This window comes from Mesorhizobium sp. B3-2-1 (assembly GCF_006439515.1).
GTDB lineage: Bacteria > Pseudomonadota > Alphaproteobacteria > Rhizobiales > Rhizobiaceae > Mesorhizobium.
The window spans coordinates 41,584-65,203 of the sequence record NZ_VFTI01000030.1; the positions used below are offsets into that span (position 1 = coordinate 41,584).

General features: G+C 61.5%; 24 protein-coding genes. 11 read left to right on the forward strand and 13 right to left on the reverse strand.

Annotated elements, in window-relative coordinates; translation table 11 throughout:
• Positions 1-135: 135 nt before the first annotated feature.
• A complete protein-coding gene (locus FJW08_RS25735; protein WP_181183049.1) occupies positions 136-2,028 on the reverse strand; it encodes an ABC transporter ATP-binding protein/permease in 1,893 nt (630 codons plus the stop codon).
• Positions 2,029-2,094: 66 nt separating this feature from the next.
• Between FJW08_RS25735 and FJW08_RS32525 the strand changes: the two genes are divergently transcribed.
• Positions 2,095-2,406, forward strand: a complete 312-nt coding sequence (locus FJW08_RS32525) for a hypothetical protein (protein WP_181183046.1) — start codon at positions 2,095-2,097, stop codon at positions 2,404-2,406.
• Between the two features lie 237 nt (positions 2,407-2,643).
• Here the strand turns inward: FJW08_RS32525 and FJW08_RS25740 are convergent, their stop codons facing one another.
• Positions 2,644-3,324 carry a DsbA family protein gene (locus tag FJW08_RS25740; protein ID WP_140812812.1) on the reverse strand — a complete coding sequence of 227 codons (681 nt, stop codon included), beginning with the start codon at positions 3,322-3,324 and terminating at the stop codon, positions 2,644-2,646.
• Between the two features lie 16 nt (positions 3,325-3,340).
• A complete protein-coding gene (locus FJW08_RS25745) occupies positions 3,341-5,161 on the reverse strand; it encodes an extracellular solute-binding protein (RefSeq protein ID WP_140812813.1) in 1,821 nt (606 codons plus the stop codon).
• Positions 5,162-5,393: 232 nt separating this feature from the next.
• Between FJW08_RS25745 and FJW08_RS25750 the strand changes: the two genes are divergently transcribed.
• On the forward strand, positions 5,394-6,023 hold the full coding sequence (locus tag FJW08_RS25750; protein ID WP_140812814.1) for an invasion associated locus B family protein: 630 nt from the start codon (positions 5,394-5,396) through the stop codon (positions 6,021-6,023).
• A gap of 84 nt (positions 6,024-6,107) precedes the next feature.
• Here the strand turns inward: FJW08_RS25750 and hspQ are convergent, their stop codons facing one another.
• Positions 6,108-6,431 (reverse strand): heat shock protein HspQ, encoded by a 324-nt coding sequence (hspQ, locus tag FJW08_RS25755; protein ID WP_027142695.1) that lies wholly within the window; start codon positions 6,429-6,431, stop codon positions 6,108-6,110.
• A gap of 146 nt (positions 6,432-6,577) precedes the next feature.
• Positions 6,578-7,792 (reverse strand): UbiH/UbiF family hydroxylase, encoded by a 1,215-nt coding sequence (locus tag FJW08_RS25760; protein WP_140812815.1) that lies wholly within the window; start codon positions 7,790-7,792, stop codon positions 6,578-6,580.
• 113 nt (positions 7,793-7,905) lie between these two features.
• Between FJW08_RS25760 and FJW08_RS25765 the strand changes: the two genes are divergently transcribed.
• The 8 genes from FJW08_RS25765 to FJW08_RS25800 all read left to right on the forward strand — a co-directional run bounded on the left by FJW08_RS25765 (position 7,906) and on the right by FJW08_RS25800 (position 16,202).
• Positions 7,906-8,793 carry a DUF2182 domain-containing protein gene (locus FJW08_RS25765; RefSeq protein WP_246682568.1) on the forward strand — a complete coding sequence of 296 codons (888 nt, stop codon included), beginning with the start codon at positions 7,906-7,908 and terminating at the stop codon, positions 8,791-8,793.
• 14 nt (positions 8,794-8,807) lie between these two features.
• The gene (locus FJW08_RS25770; protein ID WP_140812817.1) at positions 8,808-9,422 is read left to right on the forward strand and encodes a DUF1326 domain-containing protein; all 615 of its coding nucleotides are present in this window, start codon (positions 8,808-8,810) and stop codon (positions 9,420-9,422) included.
• Positions 9,419-10,237 carry a phosphatidylcholine synthase gene (gene pcsA / locus FJW08_RS25775; protein ID WP_181183047.1) on the forward strand — a complete coding sequence of 273 codons (819 nt, stop codon included), beginning with the start codon at positions 9,419-9,421 and terminating at the stop codon, positions 10,235-10,237. Before FJW08_RS25770 ends, pcsA begins: the two co-directional genes overlap by 4 nt.
• 27 nt (positions 10,238-10,264) lie before the next feature.
• On the forward strand, positions 10,265-11,242 hold the full coding sequence (locus tag FJW08_RS25780) for a quinone oxidoreductase (RefSeq protein WP_140812819.1): 978 nt from the start codon (positions 10,265-10,267) through the stop codon (positions 11,240-11,242).
• Between the two features lie 216 nt (positions 11,243-11,458).
• Positions 11,459-13,036 carry an ABC transporter ATP-binding protein gene (locus tag FJW08_RS25785; protein WP_181178560.1) on the forward strand — a complete coding sequence of 526 codons (1,578 nt, stop codon included), beginning with the start codon at positions 11,459-11,461 and terminating at the stop codon, positions 13,034-13,036.
• A complete protein-coding gene (locus FJW08_RS25790; RefSeq protein WP_140758679.1) occupies positions 13,033-14,163 on the forward strand; it encodes an ABC transporter permease in 1,131 nt (376 codons plus the stop codon). The genes FJW08_RS25785 and FJW08_RS25790 overlap by 4 nt, the downstream gene beginning before the upstream one ends.
• On the forward strand, positions 14,163-15,083 hold the full coding sequence (locus FJW08_RS25795; protein ID WP_140812820.1) for an ABC transporter permease: 921 nt from the start codon (positions 14,163-14,165) through the stop codon (positions 15,081-15,083). The genes FJW08_RS25790 and FJW08_RS25795 overlap by 1 nt, the downstream gene beginning before the upstream one ends.
• 51 nt (positions 15,084-15,134) lie before the next feature.
• On the forward strand, positions 15,135-16,202 hold the full coding sequence (locus FJW08_RS25800; protein WP_140758677.1) for a BMP family ABC transporter substrate-binding protein: 1,068 nt from the start codon (positions 15,135-15,137) through the stop codon (positions 16,200-16,202).
• A 79-nt stretch (positions 16,203-16,281) separates the two neighbouring features.
• Here FJW08_RS25800 and rimO read toward each other — a convergent pair whose 3' ends face one another.
• From rimO to FJW08_RS25835, 7 genes are all read right to left on the reverse strand, one after another.
• Positions 16,282-17,595, reverse strand: a complete 1,314-nt coding sequence (gene rimO / locus FJW08_RS25805; RefSeq protein ID WP_140812821.1) for a 30S ribosomal protein S12 methylthiotransferase RimO — start codon at positions 17,593-17,595, stop codon at positions 16,282-16,284.
• Positions 17,596-17,753: 158 nt separating this feature from the next.
• Positions 17,754-18,440: a TerC family protein gene (locus FJW08_RS25810; RefSeq protein WP_140758675.1), complete on the reverse strand. Its 687-nt coding sequence runs from the start codon at positions 18,438-18,440 to the stop codon at positions 17,754-17,756.
• Between the two features lie 184 nt (positions 18,441-18,624).
• Positions 18,625-19,032 carry a DUF930 domain-containing protein gene (locus tag FJW08_RS25815; protein ID WP_041163455.1) on the reverse strand — a complete coding sequence of 136 codons (408 nt, stop codon included), beginning with the start codon at positions 19,030-19,032 and terminating at the stop codon, positions 18,625-18,627.
• 63 nt (positions 19,033-19,095) lie between these two features.
• Positions 19,096-19,437 carry a TfoX/Sxy family protein gene (locus FJW08_RS25820; protein ID WP_140812822.1) on the reverse strand — a complete coding sequence of 114 codons (342 nt, stop codon included), beginning with the start codon at positions 19,435-19,437 and terminating at the stop codon, positions 19,096-19,098.
• A 63-nt stretch (positions 19,438-19,500) separates the two neighbouring features.
• Entirely contained in the window at positions 19,501-20,172 is a 672-nt protein-coding gene (locus FJW08_RS25825) for a DUF2161 family putative PD-(D/E)XK-type phosphodiesterase (protein WP_140812823.1), read from the reverse strand.
• Between the two features lie 101 nt (positions 20,173-20,273).
• Positions 20,274-21,080: an alpha/beta hydrolase gene (locus FJW08_RS25830; RefSeq protein WP_140812824.1), complete on the reverse strand. Its 807-nt coding sequence runs from the start codon at positions 21,078-21,080 to the stop codon at positions 20,274-20,276.
• Positions 21,081-21,201: 121 nt separating this feature from the next.
• Positions 21,202-22,068 carry a sterol desaturase family protein gene (locus FJW08_RS25835; RefSeq protein WP_140812840.1) on the reverse strand — a complete coding sequence of 289 codons (867 nt, stop codon included), beginning with the start codon at positions 22,066-22,068 and terminating at the stop codon, positions 21,202-21,204.
• A 323-nt stretch (positions 22,069-22,391) separates the two neighbouring features.
• Between FJW08_RS25835 and FJW08_RS25840 the strand changes: the two genes are divergently transcribed.
• A complete protein-coding gene (locus tag FJW08_RS25840) occupies positions 22,392-22,625 on the forward strand; it encodes a hypothetical protein (RefSeq protein ID WP_140812825.1) in 234 nt (77 codons plus the stop codon).
• A 54-nt stretch (positions 22,626-22,679) separates the two neighbouring features.
• On the opposite strand, the gene FJW08_RS25845 is transcribed toward FJW08_RS25840, so the two are convergent.
• Positions 22,680-23,609, reverse strand: coding sequence for a LysR family transcriptional regulator (locus tag FJW08_RS25845; RefSeq protein WP_140812826.1), 930 nt, complete (start codon positions 23,607-23,609; stop codon positions 22,680-22,682).
• Between the last annotated feature and the right edge of the window lie 11 nt (positions 23,610-23,620).

Below are 23,620 nucleotides of genomic sequence, written 5' to 3' on the forward strand. Positions count from 1 at the left end.
CAAGCCGGCGCAACATAGGAGCGCGCCTTGCCGAGTCAATCGCGGTGAGGGAGGAAAACAGTGCCGAACGGCGCTGATCGCAAGACTGTGATCACTGCCCGCCGTTTGACGCGGCAAGTCCCGGTGACGTCACCGTTATTTCTGCTTCAGCCGGCGCGAGAAACGCGTCCATTTGTCCTCGACCGGCCTTGGCTGGGCCAGGATCGTGGTGAGTTCGAGGGGCAGGCTCGGGGTCAGCGGCTTCTTCGTGGCGACGCCGTCGGCAATCAGGACCATCGAGTGGTAGAACTCGGTCCCGGCAGCCGATCTCGGTGCCACGGCCTCGTGCATGACACTGATCACCGTCACATCGGGGCAGTTGTCCTTGATGGCCTGGTGGAAGGCAATCTTGCCGTCAGGGTCGAGAGCACCGGTCGCCTCGTCGAGGAACAACAGTCCCGGTTGTTGCAGTATGATACGAGCCACCACCAGCTTCTGTTTCTGGCCGCCCGACAGGACCTGATCCCAGCTTTTGCCCTCGCGGCTTTCATTGGCCATGTGTTCGATGAAATCGCCAAGGCCAGCCTTGTGCAGCGCCGACGCGACCTGGGCATCGCCATGGTCGCGTTCGGAGCCCGGCAGGCAAACCAGCTGCTTCAAAGACACCTGCGGCAGCTTGACCTCCTGGGCGGCATAAAAACTCTTCACGCCCTCGGGGAAGACGATGGTGCCGCGACCATAGGGCCACAGGCCGTTGATCGCCTTGATCAGCGAGGTCTTGCCGCAACCGGATTCACCTTTCAGGAAGGTCCATTCGCCGCGCCGGAAGCGCAGGTTGGCGGAGCTGAGGAAGGGCGTCGCGTCCTCGCCCTGATGCGCCAATTCCAGCTTCTGGATGGTCAGGCCGAAAACCGGATTCTGGCTGGCGTAGTGGAAATCGGAACGGCCGCTCTGGCTGTAAAATACCTGTGGGTGCTGGACATTCTCGATCGCGTTGGCGAGCTCCGTCACGCGCTGGCTGTTGGCGCGAAGCGTGGCGATGGCGGGCATGACATGGATGAACCACGAACACTGGCTGATGAGCTGGGCCACCATTTCGGAGCCGGTGATGTAGCCCTTATAGTCCAACCGGCTGTGGATGAACGGCACCAGGCCAGGAGCATAGGCCACAATACGGGCGCCGACGAAGTTGTAGATCAACTCGAACGACATATAGCTGCTGTTGACGACATTCAGCCGTCCCCAGGTGCGATCGATGTCGACATAGAGCCGGTCGTGCATCATTTTCTGCACACCCTCGCCATGTGAGGCGGCGACATGGAAACTGCGGCGCAGAAATGTCGTCAGTTCGCTACGATAGCTTCCCTCCGCCTTCTGCATGCGAATATTGAGTCGTTCCAGCAGGCTGCCGAGCTTGACTGCGATCCAGGTGTTGAGGGGCACGTAAGTGGCGACCGCGAGAAGGGCGAGAATAGCGCTGCCATAGCTGCCAAGGAACTCCAGACCTTTGACCTCCACGGACGATTGCAACAGGTTCTGGCCGATAAAGTAGAGCGAAGTCGCCAACCCCAGCACGCCCATGGCGAGGCCGATCGCACCGCCGGTCATGTCCTTGATCGATTCCTGGATGCGCTGGTCGACATTGTCGGGCGCAACGATGCCGCCGTCCGCGGCACCATGTTGAGCATGGAAATGGGTATGGTTGCCGTCGAGCAGGGCCTGGTTGAATTGGTCGTTCAGCCAGCCACGCCATTTGCGGTGCAAGGTTGCCGAGACGAGATTGCGTATACCGGTAAAGCCGGCATCCTTGAGCAGGACCAGCAGTACCAGTACACCGGCGTTGGTCAGGATTGTCTCCAGCGGGCGGGTGTTGGCTGCGTCGTGCAGGAAGGCGATCGAATTCACCAATTCGCCCGAAGCCATGGCGAACCACACGCTGGCCTTGCTGGACAGCGCGGTGAGCAACGCGATCACCAGCGTCAGCGTCCAGGCTTCCTTCCAGCGGTCCGAGACCCAGTAGGCTCGCATGAGCCCCCAGAAATTGCGCATCGAGGATACCGGCGTCAAATGCGACTGCCCTGCGGCGTCGCGGTGTAGTCCATCCGGTACTGACTCTTGCGATCGTCTGCCGATCCGAATCACGATCCCGCCCAAACCTTTTTTGTTTTGTTACGGATGGTAACACCAATTGATCATTTTCTCTTAATTTTAAACCCGGCCGACCGGATTGCCGCCGCGGCCGTTGCCCCGAGGCAACAGATCGATGGTTGGATTGCCATCGAAACGACTGACCAAGATCCGGAAATGTCTATTTATTTCAGTCTGTTGGAAGCCACGAACCTTGCTGCTGTCGACCTTCCCCAAGGGAAGCTTCGTACACGGCTTTGTGAATCAAAAAACGTTTGGGCTGGCGGATTTTCTTATTGAGCACAGACCAGAACTCCGGAAAGCACGCCGCCCTTGACGTCTGATTCCTTGACGTCGTCGTCCTTGCCGGAGCGACGTCGCCAGGTGGCGCTACGGAAACAGTTGGCGTGCAAGATCATTCTCCGTCGACCAAGGAGTCGACCTGCACCGGCGCCCAACGGCCACGGATTTTCGTCAGCAAGGCTGAAATGATAGTGAGACAGCGTCCGCTCATGTTGTCGGCGGAGTGAGCTGGCCTCAGCCGGCCTTCTCCAACTCCCCACGCGCCTTGGCGGCCGCGACCTGACGGATCGCATCAGCCAACGTGTCCGCGTCCTGCGCGCCCATCACGGCATATTTCCCCTCGAGCAGGAAGCACGGCACGCCTGTGATCCCCATGCGCGAAGCGGTGGCGATTTCCGTTCGAACCGCCTCGACATCGGCATCGCTCGGCAAGAGCGTTTCAACGACCGAGGCGTCCATGCCGGCCTCGCGGGCAGCTTCGACCAGCACGGTGTGGTCGCCGATGTTGACGCCTTCCTCGAAATTCAGCTGGAACAGGCGGCGCACCAGCCGGTTCTGAATGTCCTCGCCGGCGGCACCGGCCCAGCGTATCAACCGATGCGCGTCGAGCGTATTCGGCGCCACCTTGATGGCGTCGAAGGCAAAGGAAATGCCCTCGGCCTCGCCAAGTGGTTCGATGCGGGTATGAATTTCGCGAATGCGCTCGTCGCTGCCGAACTTGGCCAGCATGTATTCGCGGCGGTCCTTGCCTTGCGGCGGAATGGTCGGATCGAGCTGGAACGGCCGCCAGCGTATATGCACTTCGACATCTCCGGCCGCGGCGACCGCCTTGTCCAGCCGCTTCTGACCGATGAAGCACCACGGGCAGACGACGTCCGACACCACATCGACGGTTATGGCGTTCGCTTCGCTCATCTCTATCTCCGGATTTTCAGTTCGGTTTGCGCCACCAGGTCGGCAGCTGGTAACCGAATATGGGCGTCTTTCGCGGATGTTCCAGATAATTCCAGTAAGCAAGCCACTGCTGCGTGTTGTACTGCATCGGCACCATGTAATGGCCGGAGATCAGCAGCCGGTCGAGAACGCGAACCGCCGCGACGTAATCCTCCTTCGAACGGGCTCGCAGCATTGCGTCGATGGCCGCATCTATCGCCGGATCGGCGACGCCGGCGAGATTGAACGATCCCTCGGTCCTGGCCGCGGCGGACGACCAGCGCCCGATCTGCTCGATGCCAGGGGACAACGAATTGTTGAAGCCGCTGGAGCCGATCAGCACCTCGAAATCGAAACGCTGCTTGCGCGACTGGATCTGGTCGCCGTCCAGGCTGCGAATGCTGACATTGATGCCGATCTTCTCCAACGTGCGCTGATAGATGCCGGCCAGACGCTCTTCGTCCTGCGAGGCGGTCAGGATCTCGAAGCCGAAAGGTTTACCGTCGGAATCGAGCATCGTGCCATCGTTCACGTGGTAGCCGATGCTTTTCAGAAGATCGAAGGCGGTCTTCAGCACCTTGCGGTCCTGGCCCGAACCGTCCGTCACCGGCGGTTTCCAGGTGCCGTCCATGACGTCGGCCGGCACGCGGCCGGGGTAGGGCGCCAAAAGTGCCTTTTCCCTGTCGTCAGCCGGATGGCCGAGCGCTGAAAGTTCGGAATTCTGCCAATAGCTCATCGTGCGGGTGTACTTGCCGCCGAACAGATTCTTGTTGGCCCATTCGAAATCGTAAAGCATGCCGAGTGCGCGCCGAACCACCGGGTTGGAAAACTTCGGCAGCCTCGTGTTGAAGAGAAAACCGGTCACGACGGGCGGAATGCCGGTGTCGAAGGTTTCAGAAACCACGTCGCCCCTATGGAAGGCGGGAAAGTCGAGATCGCGCTCGCGTTTCACCGGATCGCCGTCGTCGTCGATGGCGCAAAGCCCCTTCTTGAAGGCTTCGAGCTTGGCGTTGGCGTTGAGAAAATACTCGATGGTGATCTGGTCGTAATTGTCGAAACCGCGCTTGGCGGGAACGTCCTTGCCCCAGTAGTCGGGGTTGCGCTTGAAGACGATGCGCTGGCCGGGCGTCACTTGCGCGATCCTGTAGGGACCGCTGCCGATCAACGGCTTCAGCGTCGTCTTGTCGAAAGTGTCGATGTCGAAAGCGTGCTTGGGGATGATCGGCGTCAGCGCGATAATCAGCGGAAACTCACGATCGGCCTTGTCGTTGAAGGTGAAGCGCACGCTATGATCGTCGGTCTTTTCGAGCTTGGCGATCCTGGCCATGCGATCGCTGTAGGGCGGCCGGCCTTTCTGCGTATAGGCATCATAAGTGAACAGCACGTCTTCCGGCGTCACCGGCTGACCATCCGACCATTTGGCATTCGGGTTGAGATGGAATTCGATGCTCTTGCGCTCGGGGTCCATGTCGGCGGTGTCGGCCAGAAGTCCGTAGAGGGTAAAAGCCTCGTCGGCACTGCGCTGCATCAACGGCTCGAAGACCAGATTGCCGAAGATCGTGTCCATCATGCCGCGCGCCGTCGTGCGCAGGCTTTTCAGGATGAAAGGGTTCAGATTGTCGAAACTGCCGACGACGCAATAGGTGATGCTTCCGCCCTTCGGAGCATCGGGATTGACGTAACTGAAATGGGTGTAGTTCGGCGGCAGGGCCGGTTCGCCCTGCATCGCGATCGCGTATTTCGGTTCCGACAGCGCCGGTGACGACGACAGGGTGAAAAGCGATATTGCCGTGACCAGCCAAACAAGAACGCGGCCCATGACCGTCTCCTTAACAGGTCGGCTTGATGATTCGGTCCGCACCCTAGCACGGGGCAACTGCGTGGCGACCAATGGCGTCATCAAGAATTACAAGCGGGCGGGCTGGATTCGACACCGCTTGCAGTGTAACACGCCGTCCGAAGTCATTCTGTTGCCTCATTTTGGCAACAGGTAGCTGGACCACACGGCACGAAGAAGCCGGTCCCGGGATCATTGAGAGGAAGTAGACGACATGACGAGCCTGAACAGCAACGCGTACCGCCTGTCGGTCATGGCCGCAGGCGTGGTTGGCTTTCTCGGCGCAGGACTTCCTTCTGCTTCCGCGCAGCAGCAGCCGCAGATTCCGCAGGGCTGGTTCAAGGCCTGCACCAAGCAGGAAGACGTCGACATCTGCAACGTCCAGAACATCGTCACGGCTGGCAACGGCCAGCTCGTCACCGGTGTCAGCCTGATCGAGCTCAAGGGCAAGGTGAACCGCAAGGTGTTCCAGGTGACGGTCCCGACCGGCCGCCTCGTGCCTCCCGGCATCGGCCTGCAGATCGACGCCGGCAAAGCGCAGAAGCTCGACTATGTCATCTGCTTCCCGGATCGTTGCGTGGCCGAAGTGCCGCTGACGGACCAGCTCGTCGCTTCCTTCAAGAAGGGTCAGGGGATCACGCTGACCTCGATCAATTTCCAGAACCAGGCCAATCCGATCAAAATCGCGCTGCAGGGTTTCAGCGGCGCCTATGACGGCCCCCCACTGCAGCAGTCGGACATCGAGGACCGGCAGAAGAAGCTCCAGGACTTCGTCGCCAAGAACAACCAGGACTTCGCCAAGAAGCTCAAGGACGAGCAGGACAAGGCGAAGACCGCCAACTGATCCGCCATCGGATCATTATCGGGTCAAAAAAGCGGGGTCATGCCCCGCTTTTTTCATGTCTGGCCGTTCCCGGTATGCCGGAAGTCAGTGCCTGGACTGCCGTTTCGGCGCGTAGCGCCCATCCGGCTTCTTGTCGAACATTTCCTTGATCTGCGGATGGCGGACGGGTTCTCCCGACTGATCCTCGAGCAGATTCTGCTCTGAGACATAGGCGATGTATTCGGTTTCCGAATTCTCGGCGAGCAGGTGGTAGAACGGCTGGTCCTTGCGTGGCCGTACGTCGGCGGGGATGGCTTCGTACCATTCGTCGGTGTTGGCGAATTGCGGATCGACGTCGAAAATGATGCCTCGGAACGGGAACAGCCGGTGGCGAACCACCTGTCCGATCGCGAATTTGGCCGTTTTCATCGTACTCACCACTGAATTCCTTGACTTTATTTGGCGCAGACTCCGCAGCAATTCAATCCCGAGCGTCCGAGCGCCTTCAAAATAGGCGGAATGCGCAACAAGGTTTTGATGAACGTCGCGATACCGCGGCACAGCCCGCAAAATCGCTACCGCTGCCGCGTCGGCTTCCGCAGGCCGCCCGCAAGCGCCGCGAAGCCGCTGCCCGGACGCAGCCCTTCGCGCATGAAAAAGGCGCGAAGCGGTGCAAAACCACCAAGCACGCCGAGACCGACGCCACGCGCCATCTGCGCCGGCAACATATCGGAAAGGAGCGACACATTGAGCAGATTGACCGCGCTACTCCGCGCGAGGATGTCAGGCCGGCGTTTGAAATCGTAGGCTGCAAGGGCCTTGGCCGCGCCGGGATCTCCGCGATTTTCCGCTGCGATTCCAACCAGGTCGTCGATATCCCTGATGCCTAGGTTGAGGCCTTGCGCGCCAATCGGCGGGAATACGTGCGCCGCTTCGCCGACAAGCGCCACCCGTCGCGCCGCGAAACGCAGAGGGGTCACCGTCGATAATGGATAAATCTGGCGGCCCGGCTCCACGGTTACCCGGCCCAGCATCGACTGCATCTGTTTTTCGATCCGCAATGAAAGTGTTGCGTCATCCAACGCGGCAAGCTCCTTGGCGGTCTCGGGTTTGACCACCCAGACAAGGCTGGAGCGATTGCCCGGCAGCGGAACCTGCGTGAACGGGCCGGTCTCGGTATGGAACTCCGTAGAGGTGAAGCCATGCTCGCGGCTATGGCCAAAATTGAGGACGAGCGCCGCCTGAGGGTAGGCGCGCGCCACCGTCGAGATGCCCGCCGCCTCGCGCGCCGGCGACAGGCGGCCGTCGGCAGCGACCGCAAGCGATGCATTGATCTCGCTGCCGTCGGCCAGCGTGGCATGAGCTTTGGCGGCGCCGAGATTCCAGGTCTTCACCATCGATCTGCGCCATTCGATCCCGGAATGCGCGGCCACCTTGCCGGCGAGCGCTGGCCCGAAGACGCTGTTGGGCAGGTTCAGGCCGAACTGTTCCTCGTCGATTTCGCCGGCGCGGAAAGTGACGACGGGGCTGCGGATCAGCCGGCCGGTCGCATCGACAATGCGCATCACCTTCAACGGTGCGGCCTTGGGTCCGATGTCCTGGAGCACGCCCAGCCGTTCGAGTACCTTCAGGGCAGGTGTCATGAGCGCCGTGGTGCGGCCATCGGGAGCCGAAACCTCAGGCCCGGCGATCGTCACCGGAAAGCCGGCATCGGCGAAGGCAAGCGCAGCGATCAACCCCGCGGGCCCCGTGCCTGCGATCAGTATCCGCGCTGTTTCCTGATGCTCCAAGGTCGGCTTCCGGCTTGCTGTGCGAGGCGGCCATCAGACCTGCCAGTCGAGAGACGCATATAGGGCAGATCATGCGGCTTGATCAACGCGGCGATTCGGCCCATTCGAGTCTCATGACCGGCCAACAGGATGATTTCAGCCACCTCGATCGCGCCGGCCGCGCCACGGCAAACGTCGCACGCAACCCGCGCTTGACGATCAACGTCGTCGTCGGTGCAAGCATCGCGATGGCCTGGCTGCTGCTTGCCGCGATGGCGATTCGTAGCGCCGAAGCCCAGATCGGCGCGCCAGGCGACGCTTTGTTGCGTAACTTGCCGCGACTGCCGTTACCGGCCGTCCTCGAACGGTTCTTCGCGCTCTGTCTTTCCCCGGCGCCGCTGGACGCAAGCATCGGGCCGCGGACCCTGGCGCTCATCCTCATGTGGTTTCTCATGGCCATCGCCGCGATGCTGCCATCCGCGGCGCCAATGATCCGAATTTATTGCGAGATCGCCGATACGGCGCGGATCAAGGGGGAGCCGGTCGTCCATCCGCTGGTGCTGGTTGCCGGCTATATCTGCGTCTGGCTTGCCGCCTCGATGCTGTTTGCGGCACTGACACTTGCCGTCCACGCATTCGCCGCCTCGGGGGGAATATTCGATCCGGTGCTTGGCGTTGCCGGTGGGCTCGCCTTGCTGGTTGCCGGCCTCTACCAGTTCAGCGACCTCAAGGAGGCCTGTCTGACGAAATGCCGGAACCCGTTCTCGATCCTGTTTTCGAGCTGGAGCGCGAGAACCGTCCGCGTCTTCCGGCTCGGCGTCGCGCAAGGCATCTGGTGCCTGGGATGCTGCTGGGCATTGATGCTGGTGATGTTCGCAGTCGGCGTGATGAATGTCTTCTGGATGGCGCTGATCGGCATGTTCACCCTGATTGAAAAACAGGCGACGGGTAGTCTTCCAACCCGGCTGGCTGGTGCGATACTGCTTGTCTGGGCAGCCGCGCTGCTAGTAGTCTCGCTATGAGTGGGGGAAATTCGATGGCCGATCAGAGCTGGGCAATGAAAGGAGAGCTCGTACTCTCCTGCAATTGCACGGTTTTTTGCCCTTGCGTCTTGTCGCTCGGCAGTCATCCTCCGACCGAGGGCTATTGCCAGACTTGGGCGGGTTTTCGTATCGACGCCGGCCATTTCGACGAGGTCGACCTCTCCGGCCTCAATCTCGGGCTGATCATGGAAATCCCCGGTTACATGAGCCGCGGCAACTGGACCGCGGGCCTGTTCATCGACATCAGGGCCTCGGTCTACGCGGTCAAGGCTTTGACCAAGATCTTTACCGGCAAGGCCGGCGGGACCACGTCGCTGCTCTCGATCCTGGTCGGCAAATTCCTGGGCGTCGAACAGGTGCCGATAACCTACGAGACGCGGGACAAGACGCGTATTTTCCAGGTACCGAAGATCATCGACGGGGCGGTCACACCAATCGCGGGCAAGGACCGCGAGAAGGATACGGTGATCACGAATTCCGAATACTGGATCGCGCCGGAGATCATCGTGGCCAGGTCCGACAAGAGCAAGATGCGGGCCTTTGGCCGCAACTGGAATTTCGGAGGCCGCTCGGCCGAAATCTGCAAGCTGGATTGGCAGGGCCCGTGAGAAAGAACACAAAGGCCCGCAAGATCGCCGGGAAGATCACCGACCGGATTCCGCGGCCGAAGAAGAAGGTCACCTGGCCGCAGGCGCGCGCGTTTTCGGTGCATCTGCTGACCGCCTCCGGTTCGTTCCTGGCTTTCCTGTCGCTGGTCGCGGCGAGCGAGGAGCGCTGGACGGCCATGTTCTGGTGGCTCGGACTGGCGCTGTTCGTCGATGGTATCGACGGGCCGATCGCCCGGAAGTTGGAGGTCAAGGAAATCCTGCCGACCTGGTCCGGCGAACTCCTCGACAACATTATCGACTATGTGACCTATGTGCTGATCCCGGCCTTCGCGCTCTACCAGCGCGGCTTCATGGGCGAAGGCTTGTCGTTCCTGTCGGCGGCGATCATCGTCGTCTCCAGCGCGATCTACTATGCCGACACCGGCATGAAGACGAAGGAGAATTTCTTCAAGGGCTTCCCCGTGGTCTGGAACATGGTGGTGTTCACGCTGTTCGTCATCGAACCGGGACAATGGGTTTCCTTCGCGGCGGTGGTGGTGGCCGGCATTCTGACTTTTGTCCCGATAAACTTCATCCATCCGGTGCGGGTGGAGCGGCTGCGGCCGATCAATCTCGGCATGACGCTGTTGTGGTGCGCCTTCGGCGCGCTTGCGCTCGCGCAGGCGGCGCTCGCCGCTTTCTACGACCAGATCGGCGTGCTGGGCGAGCAGGTCAGCACGTTCACCAAGATCGGCATTTCCGTTTCCGGGCTCTACCTTGCAACCATTGGCGGTCTCATGCAGTTGTTTCCAAACCTCGGCGCCAAAAAGGCCTGACCAGCCGCTCTTCAAGGAATCCCGTCCATGTCCAAAGCGATCCGCATCCACGCCAATGGCGGCCCCGAAGTCCTGACCTATGAGGACGCCGATCCCGGCCAGCCGGGTTCGGGACAGATCCTGGTCAGGCATACCGCGATCGGTCTCAACTTCATCGATGTCTATCATCGCTCGGGCCTCTATCCGCCGCCCGGCGGGTTTCCGCTCACTCCCGGCAGCGAAGCCGCCGGCGTGGTGCTGGAAGTCGGCCAGGGCATCGACTGGCTGAAGCCGGGCGACCGGATTGCCTATGCCGTGACGACGGGGGCTTATGCGCAAGAGCGCGTCATCGATGCCAGCAAGGTCGTCAAGGTGCCGGACGGCATCAGCGACGAACAGGCCGCCGCCATGATGCTGAAGGGCATGACCGCGGAATATCTCTTGCGCCGGACCTTCAAGGTGAAGGCAGGCGACACGATCCTGTTTCATGCCGCGGCCGGCGGCGTCGGGCTCATTCTGGGCCAATGGGCGAAGCATCTCGGGGCGACGGTCATCGGCACCGCCAGCTCTGCCGACAAGATCGAACTGGCCAAGGCACACGGCTTCGCTCATGTCATCAACTACAAGGAACAGGATTTCGTCGCCGGCGTGGCCGCAATCACAGGCGGTGGGAAATGCGACGTCGTCTATGACTCGGTCGGTAACGACACATTTCCGGCCTCGCTCGACTGCCTCAAGCCGCTCGGCATGTTCGTCAGCTTCGGCCAGTCCTCGGGACCCATCCCGCCGTTTTCAATGTCGCTGCTGGCGCAGAAGGGCTCGCTGTTCGCAACCAGGCCGACGCTGTTCGTCTACAATGCAAAACGTGAGGACCTCGACGCCTCCGCCGCCGCGCTGTTCGAGGTTGTGCTCAGCGGTGCGGTCGAGATCAAGATCAATCAGCGCTACGCGCTGAAAGACGCGGGCAAGGCACATCAGGATCTCGAGGGACGCAGAACGACAGGCACGACCGTCCTGGTTCCCTGACGACAGTTTGCCTTGGTTTTCAGCGTCCTGCCGCAGCGGCGGGCATTGTTTGCACGAAAAGCCGGCCAGCCGTATCCTTGTGTGACGAAGGCTAATCTTTACCCTTGAGTTTCCGCTGAAATTCTTGAAGCTCTTTCAAGTTGGGTGCTGCTTTCGCACGAGAGCCGGCCGCGCATACGATGCTTGCGGGAACACAGAACATGTCCGGTAATCCGGATGGGAGGCACTGTGAGTGCAAATCATGATGGGGCGAACCTGCTCGAGGTTCGTGGCCTGACCAAGATATTCGGCACGCTGACAGCGTGCGACCATATCGACCTCAACATCGCCAAAGGTGAAATCCACGCTTTGCTCGGCGAGAACGGCGCCGGCAAATCGACGCTGGTCAAGATGCTGTTCGGCTCGCTGGAGCCCAATTCGGGCGAGATTTTCTGGAACGGTCAAGCGGTGCGGATCACCAGCCCGGGCGTTGCCAAGAAGCTCGGCATCGGCATGGTGTTCCAACATTTTTCGCTGTTCGAGGCGCTGACGGCAGCCGAGAACATCGCGCTGTCGCTCGATGACGGCTCGCCGATCAGCAGCATCGCGGCCAAGGCGAGGGCACTTTCCTACAGTTACGGCCTGCCGCTCGATCCGGAATCGCTGGTCGGCGACCTTTCGGTCGGCGAACGCCAGCGCATCGAGATCATCCGCTGTCTGCTGCAGACGCCACAACTCATCATCCTGGACGAGCCGACATCGGTGCTGACGCCGCAGGAAGCCGACAAACTGTTCGAAACACTGGAGCGGTTGCGTTCGGAAGGCAAATCGATCCTCTACATTTCGCACCGGCTCGAAGAGGTCAAACGCATCTGCGACCGCGCCACGGTGCTGCGGCACGGCAAGGTGGTCGGTCACTGCAACCCGCGCGAGCAGACAGCCTCATCGCTCGCGCGCATGATGGTCGGCAGCGAGGTGCAGGCCGTGGTGCGGGCGCCGGTCGAGGGGATCGAAACCGCGCAGCCGCTGCTCGAAATCCGCGGCCTCAACCGCAAGCCGGCGACGCCGTTTTCCATTCCGCTCAAGAACGTCAGCCTCAATGTCCGCGCCGGCGAGGTGATCGGCATTGCCGGTGTCGCCGGCAATGGCCAGGGCGAGTTCTTCGAGTCCGTCTCCGGCGAGGTTTTGCAGCACGATGCCGCCTCGGTGCGCATCCGCGGCAAGGACGCCGGCGGCCTCACCATTACCGGGCGGCGCCTGCTGGGGGCTGCCTTCGTGCCGGAAGAGCGTCTCGGCCATGGTGCCGCGCCGCGGATGAAACTCTCGGAAAACCTCTTGCTGTCGCGCCATGCCACGGACGGCAAGGCTTTTGTCGGCACCGGTGGCATGGTCAAGAGTGGCGCCGTCTACGCCGCCTCACAACGCATCATCGAGGCAATGGATGTTCGCAAAAGCGCGCCGGATCCTGAAGCGGCGGCACTTTCGGGCGGCAATCTGCAGAAATTCATCGTCGGCCGCGAACTCGACCGCCGGCCAAGCGTGATGGTGGTGAACCAACCGACATGGGGCGTCGACGCCGGAGCCGCCGCGCACATCCGCCAGGCCTTGATCGAGCTCTCTCGCAGCGGATCGGCCGTATTGGTGATCAGCCAGGATCTGGACGAGCTGTTCGAGATATCGGACGCGATCGCCGTCATGCACAATGGCGAACTCTCGAAGCCGATGCCGATCGCCGAAGCGACTTTCGAGAAGGTCGGCTTGCTGATGGGCGGCGCCGAACCCGGCCACGCCGAACACACGCTGGAGACGGCATGATGCGCCTCGAACTCGTCAAACGCCCGCAGCGCTCGGCGCTGTTTTCGATGCTGTCGCCGTTCATCGCCTTCGCGCTGACCATCATCGCCGGAGCCATTATGTTCGCGCTGCTCGGCGTCAACCCACTCAACGCATTCAAGATCTATTTCATCGAGCCGATCAGCCAGGTCTGGCAGTTGCATGAGCTGGCAATCAAGGCCGCACCGCTGATCCTGATCGCTGTCGGCCTGTCTGTCTGCTACAAGGCCAACATCTGGAACATCGGCGCCGAGGGCCAGTTCATCTTCGGTGCCATCTTCGGCTCCATCATTCCGGTGCTGTTTCCGCAATTCGAAGGCCCGCTGGTGCTGCCGCTGATGCTTCTGCTCGGCATGGTCGGCGGTGCGGCCTACGCGGCGATCCCCGCCTTGCTGAAGACCCGGTTCTCCACCAACGAAATCCTGACCAGCCTGATGCTGGTCTACGTCGCGCAGCTGTTCCTCGACTGGCTGGTGCGCGGTCCCTGGCGCGATCCGCAGGGACACGGCTTTCCGCAGACGATCCAGTTCGGCGACTCGGCCGTGCTGCCGGAGCTGATGCCCGATGCCGGGCGCGCCAATTGGGGCTTCGTCTTCGCCCTGGTTGCGGCGGTGCTGATCTGGATCCTGATGGGCCGCATGCTCAAGGGTTTCGAGGTCCGCGTGCTGGGTTCCAGCCCGAGGGCAGGGCGGTTCGCCGGCTTCGGCCTCAACCGCATGGTGTTCTTCGCCTTCCTGCTGTCTGGAGCACTCGCCGGCCTTGCCGGTATCTCGGAGGTTTCCGGCGCGATCGGGCAACTGCAGCCCGTGATTTCGCCCGGCTATGGCTTCACCGCCATCATCGTGGCCTTCCTCGGCCGCCTCAATCCGCTCGGCATCGTCGCCGCGGGCCTGGTGCTGGCGCTGACCTATCTCGGCGGCGAGGCGGTGCAAAGCGCGCTCGGCATTTCCGACAAGGTGGCGAGAGTGTTCCAGGGAATGCTGCTGTTCTTCGTGCTCGGCTGCGACACGCTCATCCATTACCGCATCCGCTTGATCGGCCTGGCGCTGACGAAACAGGAAGCCCCCGCCAAGCTCGAGGCCGCACCAAAGTTGAAGGAAGCCCGCTGATGGACATCACGGTCAACATCCTCCTGACCATCGCAACTGCGGCGACGCCGCTCTTGATCGCGGCGATCGGCGAACTGGTGGTCGAACGCTCCGGCGTGCTCAATCTTGGTGTCGAAGGCATGATGGTCATGGGCGCCGTCGGCGGCTTCGGAGCCGGTTACCTGACCGGATCGCCCTGGATCGGCCTCCTGGCGGCAATCGTCGTGGGAGCGCTTTTCTCCCTGCTGTTTGCCGTCATGACGCTGTCGCTGGCCACCAACCAGGTGGCGACCGGCCTGTCACTGACGCTGCTCGGCCTCGGCCTCTCCGGCATGATGGGAACGCGTTTCGTCGGCCAGCCCGGCGTCAGGTTGCCCAATCTCGACATTCCCGGCCTCAGCTCTATTCCGGTCGTGGGTAGGCTGCTTTTTGCCCAGGACCCTGTATTCTACATTTCGATCGCGCTGACGGCCGCGGTAATGTGGTTCCTGTTCAAGACGCGTACCGGGCTGACGCTGCGTTCGATCGGCGACAGCCACACATCGGCGCATGCGCTCGGCATCAAGGTCATCCGCTACCGCTACCTCGCGGTCATCTTCGGCGGCGCCTGCGCCGGTCTTGCCGGCGGGCATCTGTCGCTCGTCTATACGCCGCAATGGGTCGAGAACATGTCCGCTGGCCGCGGCTGGATCGCGCTGGCACTGGTGGTGTTCGCATCCTGGCGGCCGTGGCGGGTGCTGGCCGGCGCCTACATCTTCGGCGCGGTGTGGATCGGCCAGCTTCATGCACAGGCTTTTGGCATTCCGGTGCCCTCGCAGATGCTTTCTTCTCTGCCCTATCTGGCAACCGTCGTGGTTCTCGTTCTAATCTCGCGCAACAAGCGTCTGACGATGATGAACACGCCGGCCTCCCTGGGGCAGCCATTCGTTCCGGATCGTTGACAACAACAAAAAGACGGGAAGCTCCAAGGCTTAACACAGAGAGGTAACACAATGAAAAAACTGCTTATTGCCCTGATGACTACGACAGCGGCCTTGTCGCTGGCGGCGTCCGCGGAGGCTGCCGACAAGTTGAAAGCCTGCTGGGTCTACACCGGCCCGATCGGCGATTTCGGCTATTCCTACCAGCACGACCAGGGCCGCCTCGAGGTCGAGAAAGCGCTCAGCGACAAGGTCGAAACCGCCTATCTGGAGAACGTCTCCGAAGGCCCCGACGCCGACCGTGCTTTCGAGCGTCTGGCGCGCGAAGGCTGCAAGATCATCTTCGGCACCTCGTTCGGTTTCATGGACGCCGAAGTGAAGGTCGCCAAGAAGTTTCCCAAGGTGATGTTCGAGCACGCCACCGGATACAAGACCGGGGACAATCTCGGCATCTACAATGCGCGCTTCTATGAAGGCCGCTACGTGCTCGGCCAGATCGCGGCCAAGGAATCGAAGTCCGGCGTCGCCGGTTACATCGTCTCCTTCCCGATCCCGGAAGTGGTGATGGGCATCAACTCCTTCATGCTCGGCGCACAGTCGATCAATCCGAACTTCAAGGCCAAGATCGTCTGGGTGAACTCGTGGTTCGATCCGGGCAAGGAAGCGGACGCCGCCAAGGCGCTGTTCGACCAGGGCGCCGACATCATCGTCCAGCACACCGACTCGACCGCTCCCCTGCAGGTAGCCGAAGAGCGCAAGCTGCATGGCTTCGGCCAGTCGTCCGACATGATCAAGTTCGCGCCGCACGCGCAGCTGACCTCGCTGACCGACGAGTGGGGCCCTTACTATATCAGCCGCGTGCAGGCAGCCATCGACGGCACCTGGAAGCCGGACAATGTCTGGCTCGGCATCAAGGACGGCGCAGTCAAGCTCGCGCCCTTCACCAACATGCCTGACGACGTGAAGGCGATGGCCGAAGCGACCGAAAAGAAGATCGCCGGCGGCTGGAACCCCTTCACCGGGCCGATCGCCAAGCAGGACGGCTCGGCATGGCTGAAGGACGGCGAGGTCGCCGACGACGGCACGCTGCTCGGCATGAATTTCTACGTCAAGGGCGTCGACGACAAGCTGCCGCAGTAAGCGGCAGAGCACATTTCGATATGGAGAGGGCGCCGAGAGGCGCCCTTTTCATTTGGATGGAGAACCTGACGGGAGGGGCTCAGACAGCCGAGCCGTAGAGGTCGTAAGCGTCCGCACGCTCGATCTTGACGGTGACGATGTCGCCGGCGCGCATCGGGCGGCGCGACTGGATGTGGACCGAACCGTCGATCTCGGGCGCGTCGTATTTAGTGCGGCCTTTTGCCGACATGCCGTGCGCTTCGTCGATCAGCACCGGCAGGCGCTTGCCGACCTTCCTGGCAAGCTGCGTCGCCGAAATCTTCTGCTGGCGCTGCATGAAGCGATGCCAGCGCGCTTCCTTGATCTCCTGTGGCACCTGCTTGAGCCCAAGCTCGTTGGAGCGGGCGCCTCTGACCGGTTCGTATTTGAAGCAGCCGGCGCGATCGATTTTCGCTTCATCCAGCCAATCGAGCAGCATCTCGAAATCGTCGTCCGTTTCGCCGGGGAAGCCGACGATGAAGGTCGAGCGGATGGCGAGATCCGGGCACACGTCGCGCCAGCCGCGAATGCGCTCGAGCGTCTTTTCGCCGTGGGCGGGCCGGCGCATGTTCTTCAGCACCTGCGGCGAGGCATGCTGGAAGGGGATGTCCAGATAGGGAAGGATTTTTCCCTCGGCCATCAGCGGGATGACGTCGGCGACATGCGGGTAGGGGTAGACGTAATGCATGCGCACCCAGATGCCGAGCTTGCCCAGCTCCTCCGAGAGATCGACGAATTTCGCGCGCACTTCGCGGTCGCCGAACATGGACGTCTGGTACTTGATGTCGATGCCGTAGGCGCTTGTATCCTGCGAGATGACGAGCAGTTCCTTGACACCGGCCTTGGCCAGTTTTTCGGCTTCGCGCAGCACATCGGCAGCCGGCCGCGAGACGAGATCGCCACGAAGTGCCGGGATGATGCAGAAGGTGCAACGGTTGTTGCAGCCTTCCGAAATCTTCAAATAGGCATAGTGGCGCGGCGTCAGCTTGACGCCCTGCGGCGGCAGGAGGTCGATGTAGGGATCGTGCGAGGGAGGGGCAGCCTCATGGACGGCGGCCATCACGCTCTCATAGGCCTGCGGCCCGGTGATCGCCAGCACGTTGGGGTGCTTCTCGCGGATGATGTCCGGCTCGGCGCCCAGGCAGCCGGTGACGATGACCCTGCCGTTTTCCGAAAGCGCGGAGCCGATGGCGTTGAGCGACTCGTCGCGGGCGGAATCAAGGAAACCACAGGTGTTGACGACAACCAGATCGGCGCCGTCATGCTTGCGGGCGATTTCGTAGCCCTCGGCCCGCAGACGCGTGATGATGCGTTCGGAATCGACAAGGGCTTTGGGACATCCGAGACTGACGAAGCTGACGCGCGGGGCGGACATGGGCGATTTTCCAATGGACGCGAACCGGAAACACCGATCCGGCCCGCAGTCTCGACATATAACGGTTTGCATGGCTCCCGGCAGGAGCTCAATTCGGGCGGCGCAATAGCACGGCTTCCTCAATCAGGCAAACGGAGCACTAGGCCCAGGCCTGTGCGTCAGTGCCCGCCTGACCCGAACCATGGTGACAGGAAGGCGAAATGATCGGGGAATTGCTGCACGGCGCCATCAAGCAGCATCTTGACCGCGACATAGAGGATGATGACCAGACCGACATAGGCAATCCAGCGGTATTTGTGCAGCAGGCGCGCGACGAACGACGCCGCAAAGCCCATCAACGCGATCGACAGCGCCAGTCCGACAATCAGCACCGTCGGATGGTTCATGGCCGCGCCCGCCACGGCAAGGACATTGTCGAGCGACATCGAGACGTCGGCAATGACAATCTGCCAGGCGGCCTGCGAGAAGGTCTTGCGTGGCCCCTTTCCGGCAATGACCCCATCCTTGTCGAAATCGCCGTTCGACAGCGCTTCGGTGGCGTCGCGCTCGTCGTCGTGGCTGACACGCAATTCGCGCCACATCTTCCAGCAAACCCACAGCAAAAGCAGGCCGCCGCCAATAAGCAGCATGGGACCAATGGTCAGCAGCCATTGCGTGATCAGGGCGAAGAAAATGCGAAGAACGGTGGCAGCCGCGATGCCGACAAGAATGGCTCGCTTGCGTTGGCTGACCGGCAGGCCGGCCGCGGCGAGGCCGATGACGATGGCATTGTCGCCCGCAAGCGCAAGGTCGATGGCGATGACCTGAAGGAGAGCCGAAAAGCCCGCGGCGGTAAATATTTCCATCGACCTGGAAGCCCTTCGTCGAGTGTTCGTCGGCGATCGTCCGAACGGGCCTAAAGGCATGGTCCGCTGGCGTCAAGTCGCAGCGCCGGACAACGCTGGAAAACCATTTTCGTGGCCTTGGATCTACAGAAGATTCTCAGCAACCGCCGGCGGCTAGCCAATGCCGGCGCAAGCCCACGAGAAACTAATCGTAGAGATTGTACTTCGCCCAATCGGCTTCCGGAATCTCATCTCCGATCCGATAGCGGAGCTGGAGAACTTCCATATGGTCCGGTCCCGTCTGGCATTTGAATTTCAGCCGGTACCACTGTCCCTTGCTGCGGAACGCCGCACCGGGGCTCCGTATGGCGTCGGCGCTCATCTCCGGCGTCGCGAAGGCGTATGCGACGACGCGGTCGGCCTTGAACTTGCGATCGTCGTGGGTGATCCGGTCCAGGATTTCGGCATCGCAACGCTGCTCGAGGCGGGTCTGCGGATCGAGTTTCATCAGCCCGGCGCGCAAAGCGTTGTCCATCGCACTGGCCGGAAAAGCCAGCGTCAGGGACGCAATTGCCATCATGCAGAGTGTCTTCATGGGCGGGACAAGCAACATGTTTTGTCTGAAAAATCAACCAACAGGCCTCTCAGGTTTCCGTGTTCAGGCGGGTCGGCGCATTCAAAACCCCGTGTCGTGTTTCATCGTCAGACGAATGCGGCCAATGGATCGGCGAGGCGTGCGTATCGCCGTCCCCAAGACTTGGCCGGCGCCAACCTGTTGTCGGAGAAACGCCTTTATGTCCGGGTCGAGATTCCGCCAATCGCAATCGCACAATGCAGCTTCCATCGCATAAAGCGCGAGGATCGTCACATGCCGGCCAAATCGAAACTTCAGGCGATGATAGGCTTCGACCGAGCCGAGATTGCGCAAATCGTCGTCGGAGACAATGTCGATTTCCGCCAACATCCGCGCCGTCACCGGGCCAAGGTTTCGCATGTTCTTGACGCGCACCATCATCATGCCTCCCTCGTTCGATAGGCAAATCCGGCTCAAACGGAGCGACGGCATAGAGCACGTTCACGATCATCCTGGCGAACTGTGCGAGGCCTGCGGCCAACGGATCAGCGAGGCACGGCCGGCGTCGGTGAGATCGTAGACGCCGCGGTCGACGCGTGCGAACCAGCCATAGACATTGTGCAGCAGGATCTTTGGCGCAAGCGGCGTCAGCGCCTTCAGGTCGCGTGGGCGCTTGGGCCCATCCGCCAACGCCGCGGCGCAGGCGAGGGCGCTTTGGCGGTAAGCGGTCATGATCGGATTGCGCGATCCGCCGCCCGCGACAGGATCGCCGCGACGGCGCCGATGTTCATCGACCAGACGCGAGCGGCGACGCGGATTCTTGCGCGGCGTAACGGTGACGGGGCTCAGGAGCACCTCGACGCGGTCGTTCGCCGTCACGCCAATCAGGCCGAAGCCGAGCCGCCGGCAAAGATTGCGAAACCGGGCGTCGCTTTCACGTCCCTTGCCCCGGGCCGACATGCGCGCGGCCAGCCATACTTCGTCGCAGGCGGTGGCACGGTCGACGCCCTGCAGAACCAGCTCGAGATTGAACTGCAGCTTCAATTCGCAGATGACGACGATTGGCGGCTCTCCCTCGCGCAGCGCGACGATATCGCAGCCGCCGATTTCCCCCTTCACGACGAAGTCGAGGTTTTCGAGGAAACGCTTCACCGGCGCATAGAGTGAGGTCTCGTTCATGCCACACGGCTTAGCCGATTCGACGTGAAAAGCCTCGCAGGCGAGATGGCGTCCCGCGTGCCTGACCCAGAGCTGGGATTCCGGAAGCGGTGCGACAGGGCTCAAGGACAAATTCTTTTGAGGAAAGCCAACAGCACGCGGTTGAACTGGTCGGGACGCTGCAAGGGCGCGAAATGACTGACGTCGCTCAGCATGACCAATTCCGATCCCGGTATGCTGCGGGCCAGATAGGTCGCGTGCTCGTCCTTGATAAACTCGTCGTGCTCGCTTTGGACGACCGCCACGGGCACGCCGATCTCTCCCAGTTCGGCGGCGCCATAATTGGGTTCGCTTTTCATCATCAGGCCGACGGCGTTGACAAACGCATCGAATTGATCCGGCGTGGCCGACAGCTCGGCATAGTCCTTTTTGTGCCGGCTGAAACACCGCTCGATGACCGGACTGGCCTCGAATTCCTTCGTGCCGCTGGGATCCATATTGCAGCCGAAGAAGAACACGCCCGCGATGCGATCGGCGGCCTTCATGCCAAGGATCAGGGCAACGCAGGCGCCATCGCTCCAACCCACTGCGATAGCCTTGTTCAAGTGCAGGCGATCCATCACCGCCAGGACATCCGAGGCCATCAGCTCGTATTTGTACGGCCGTTCGTCGCGCGTGCTGCGTCCATGGCCACGGCTGTCGATGGTGACGACCTGATAGCCGTGCTCGACCAATGTCGGGACCTGAAATCCCCAATTGCCGCTATGGCCAAGGCCGCCATGCAACAGGATCACGGGAAACCCCGTCCCAAACGTCGCGTACCAGATTTTTGCACCCTCATGCTCAACCTGGCCTTCGTCCGCCGCGCCCGGCAAGGGAGCAGCGCCATGCGCTTCGAATTTCGTGAGATCGTCGTCGCGATAATCCATGCCGAAAACAGCCTAGTGGCAAATTGCGCAGGACCTACATTTATCGCTGGCATCCGCCGAGACCAACCCGCGAGGGAATTTCTGCTGCCATCAGGCGACACGACAGGGGAGATTGTATTGCCTAACGGCCGATATTGACCGCACCTGTTGGCGCCCGATCCCCGCTGTTTCGCGCCGGCTGATTTTCGTCGAGCGCGCCGCCATTCGGCTCTGCCCGATTCGATCGTTTCCTGCGGCGCCGCAGCGGATAGCCGATCTGTCCGAAGTAGCTGGAGGGGACGGGATCATCGACGCCGTATTTCTCAGGCACTTTGTTGCCAGTCGCATTGTACGTACCGAACACCACGTCGAGGAAGGGCAACTGTCCGGCGAAGTTCTTGTCGTAGGCTTCGCGCTGGTTGGCATGGTGCCAGCGATGGAACTGCGGGCCGGCGACGAGCCACTTCAAGGGACCGAACGGAATCCGCAAGTTCGAATGAACAAGCAGCGTGTGCCAGAAGTAGATGACGGAAAAGACGGCGATGGAGGCCTCGGAGAATCCGAGAAAGAAGATCGGTGTCAGCGAAATTGCCTTCGTGACTATGGCGTCGACGGGATGAGAGTGGAATGCACCCAGCCAATCCAGTTCCTCAATGCCGTGATGGACTGCATGGAACTTCCAAAGCGCGGGGATTTCGTGAAACGCACGGTGTGCCCAGTAGACGCCTGTATCGGTAATCAGGATGATTTCGGCGACCTGCAGCCAGAGGGGCTGGCCACCGACCGCGTGCGCTACCGATTGCGGGACCAGCATTGCAGCGGCTTCGAGCGTGTTGGCTGCTATCAGGATTATTACTGCCTTTACGACCAGGCCGTTGAACAGCACATAGATCAGGTCGACACCCAGGCCCTTGCGCAGGATTTTTTGCGGTCGCTCGGCGAACAGATGCTCGAACGGAATGAAGATCAGCGCGCAGATCAACAGCCCCTTGATGCCAAAGATATCCATTCGACCGCTTATCGCCTTGCCTTTGGCCAGCGCCACCCGCGCTTCAGCTTCCGAACAGAACCACATTTCTCCTTTCCAAAGGCTTGATGCCGCCCGCCTGTGTCGTGCTCCCGGCTTGCCCATGCACTCGCCGGTGTCACATCCATGTCGCAACCCAGCGCTATTTGGTCGGCGCGCGCTTGTCGAACGCAGCGCAACGCGCGTCCTCCCAGGACTAACCCCTCCGGTCCCTGCCGGCGGGGTTTTTCATTTCCAGAACCATATTGCCGGTCGCGAGTTGTCCTTGCTATTGTGCCACTGCGGTCAGCACAGGGACGCCCATCATGGACACAAGCGAAATGAGTGCGATCGGCGACACCCTCATGAGGATCGTCACGCCCGACATGTCTCCCAAGCAGCTTATCAAAACCGCCCGGAAAGCGCACCCCAACGCCTCCAAGAAGGATATTGCGAGAGCAGCCTTCTTCTCGATCATCGCAAACGCGGATCAGGACATCGGCAAGGCCAGGAACCTGCAGGCATTTGCCATCGCGGAGCGCACACAGCAGCCGGACTGAGCAAGTCAGCGCCTTGGCGTTGGGTGAGCTTGCGATCGCTGCGCAATCACGCCTTCATCGCCGCGGATAGGCCGCTCGGCAGACCGACATCACGATATCGCGCAGCCAACGATGGGCCGGGTCGGCGTCCATGCGAGGATGCCACATCGCCGATATTTTGAACTCCGGAACAGGAAGCGGGAGCTCGAAGCTCTCGAGACCCGTCGCGACGGCGTGGTCGCTCGCGCCAGCGTTGCCGAAACACGAGCGCGGCACGGTCGCTACCAGATCCGACTGGCGCACGATCCGCATTGCATCGGGGTAGCCGGGCACGACAACCACGACGGTGCGTCCAAGGCCAAGCTTCACCAACGCTCCATCGATCGGCTCGACGACATTTCCTTCCCGGGATGCCACCACATGCTTACAGGCGGCATAGCGTTCGGGGCTGACACCAGCGCCCGTCAGAAGCGGATGTCCGGCTCGGGCCACGCCGACATATTTGTCGTGGAACAGGAACTGGGTGCGTATCTCCGGCGCGGACGTTCCAAGCAAACCGATCTCCAGATCGATGAGACCTTCCCGAAGCGGACGCGCGTCCTTGTCGGGCTTGGGTGCGAAGCGCAGTCGGACACGGGGCGCCGCACGGGTAACCGCAATCACGACCGGGCCGGAAAGGAACTCCAGGAATGCTTCGCTGGCGCGAATGGTGAACGTCAATTCGAGTGTGGCCAGGTCCACACGCATGTTTTGCGGCCGCAGAACCGATCGCACATCCCGGGTAAGTTCATGGACGCGGTCGCGCAATTCCGTGGCGTGTGGTGTGGGCACGAGCCCGCGTCCGGCCCGGACGAGCAGCGGGTCGCCGGTGGCTGCACGAAGTCGTGTGAGCGTTCGGCTCATCGCCGAGGTGCTCAAGCCGAGCCGGCGGGCCGCCCCTGTCACGCTGCCTTCGGCAAGCAAGACGTCCAGCGCCACGAGAAGGTTCAGGTCCACATTGTCCATGGCACAGCCTT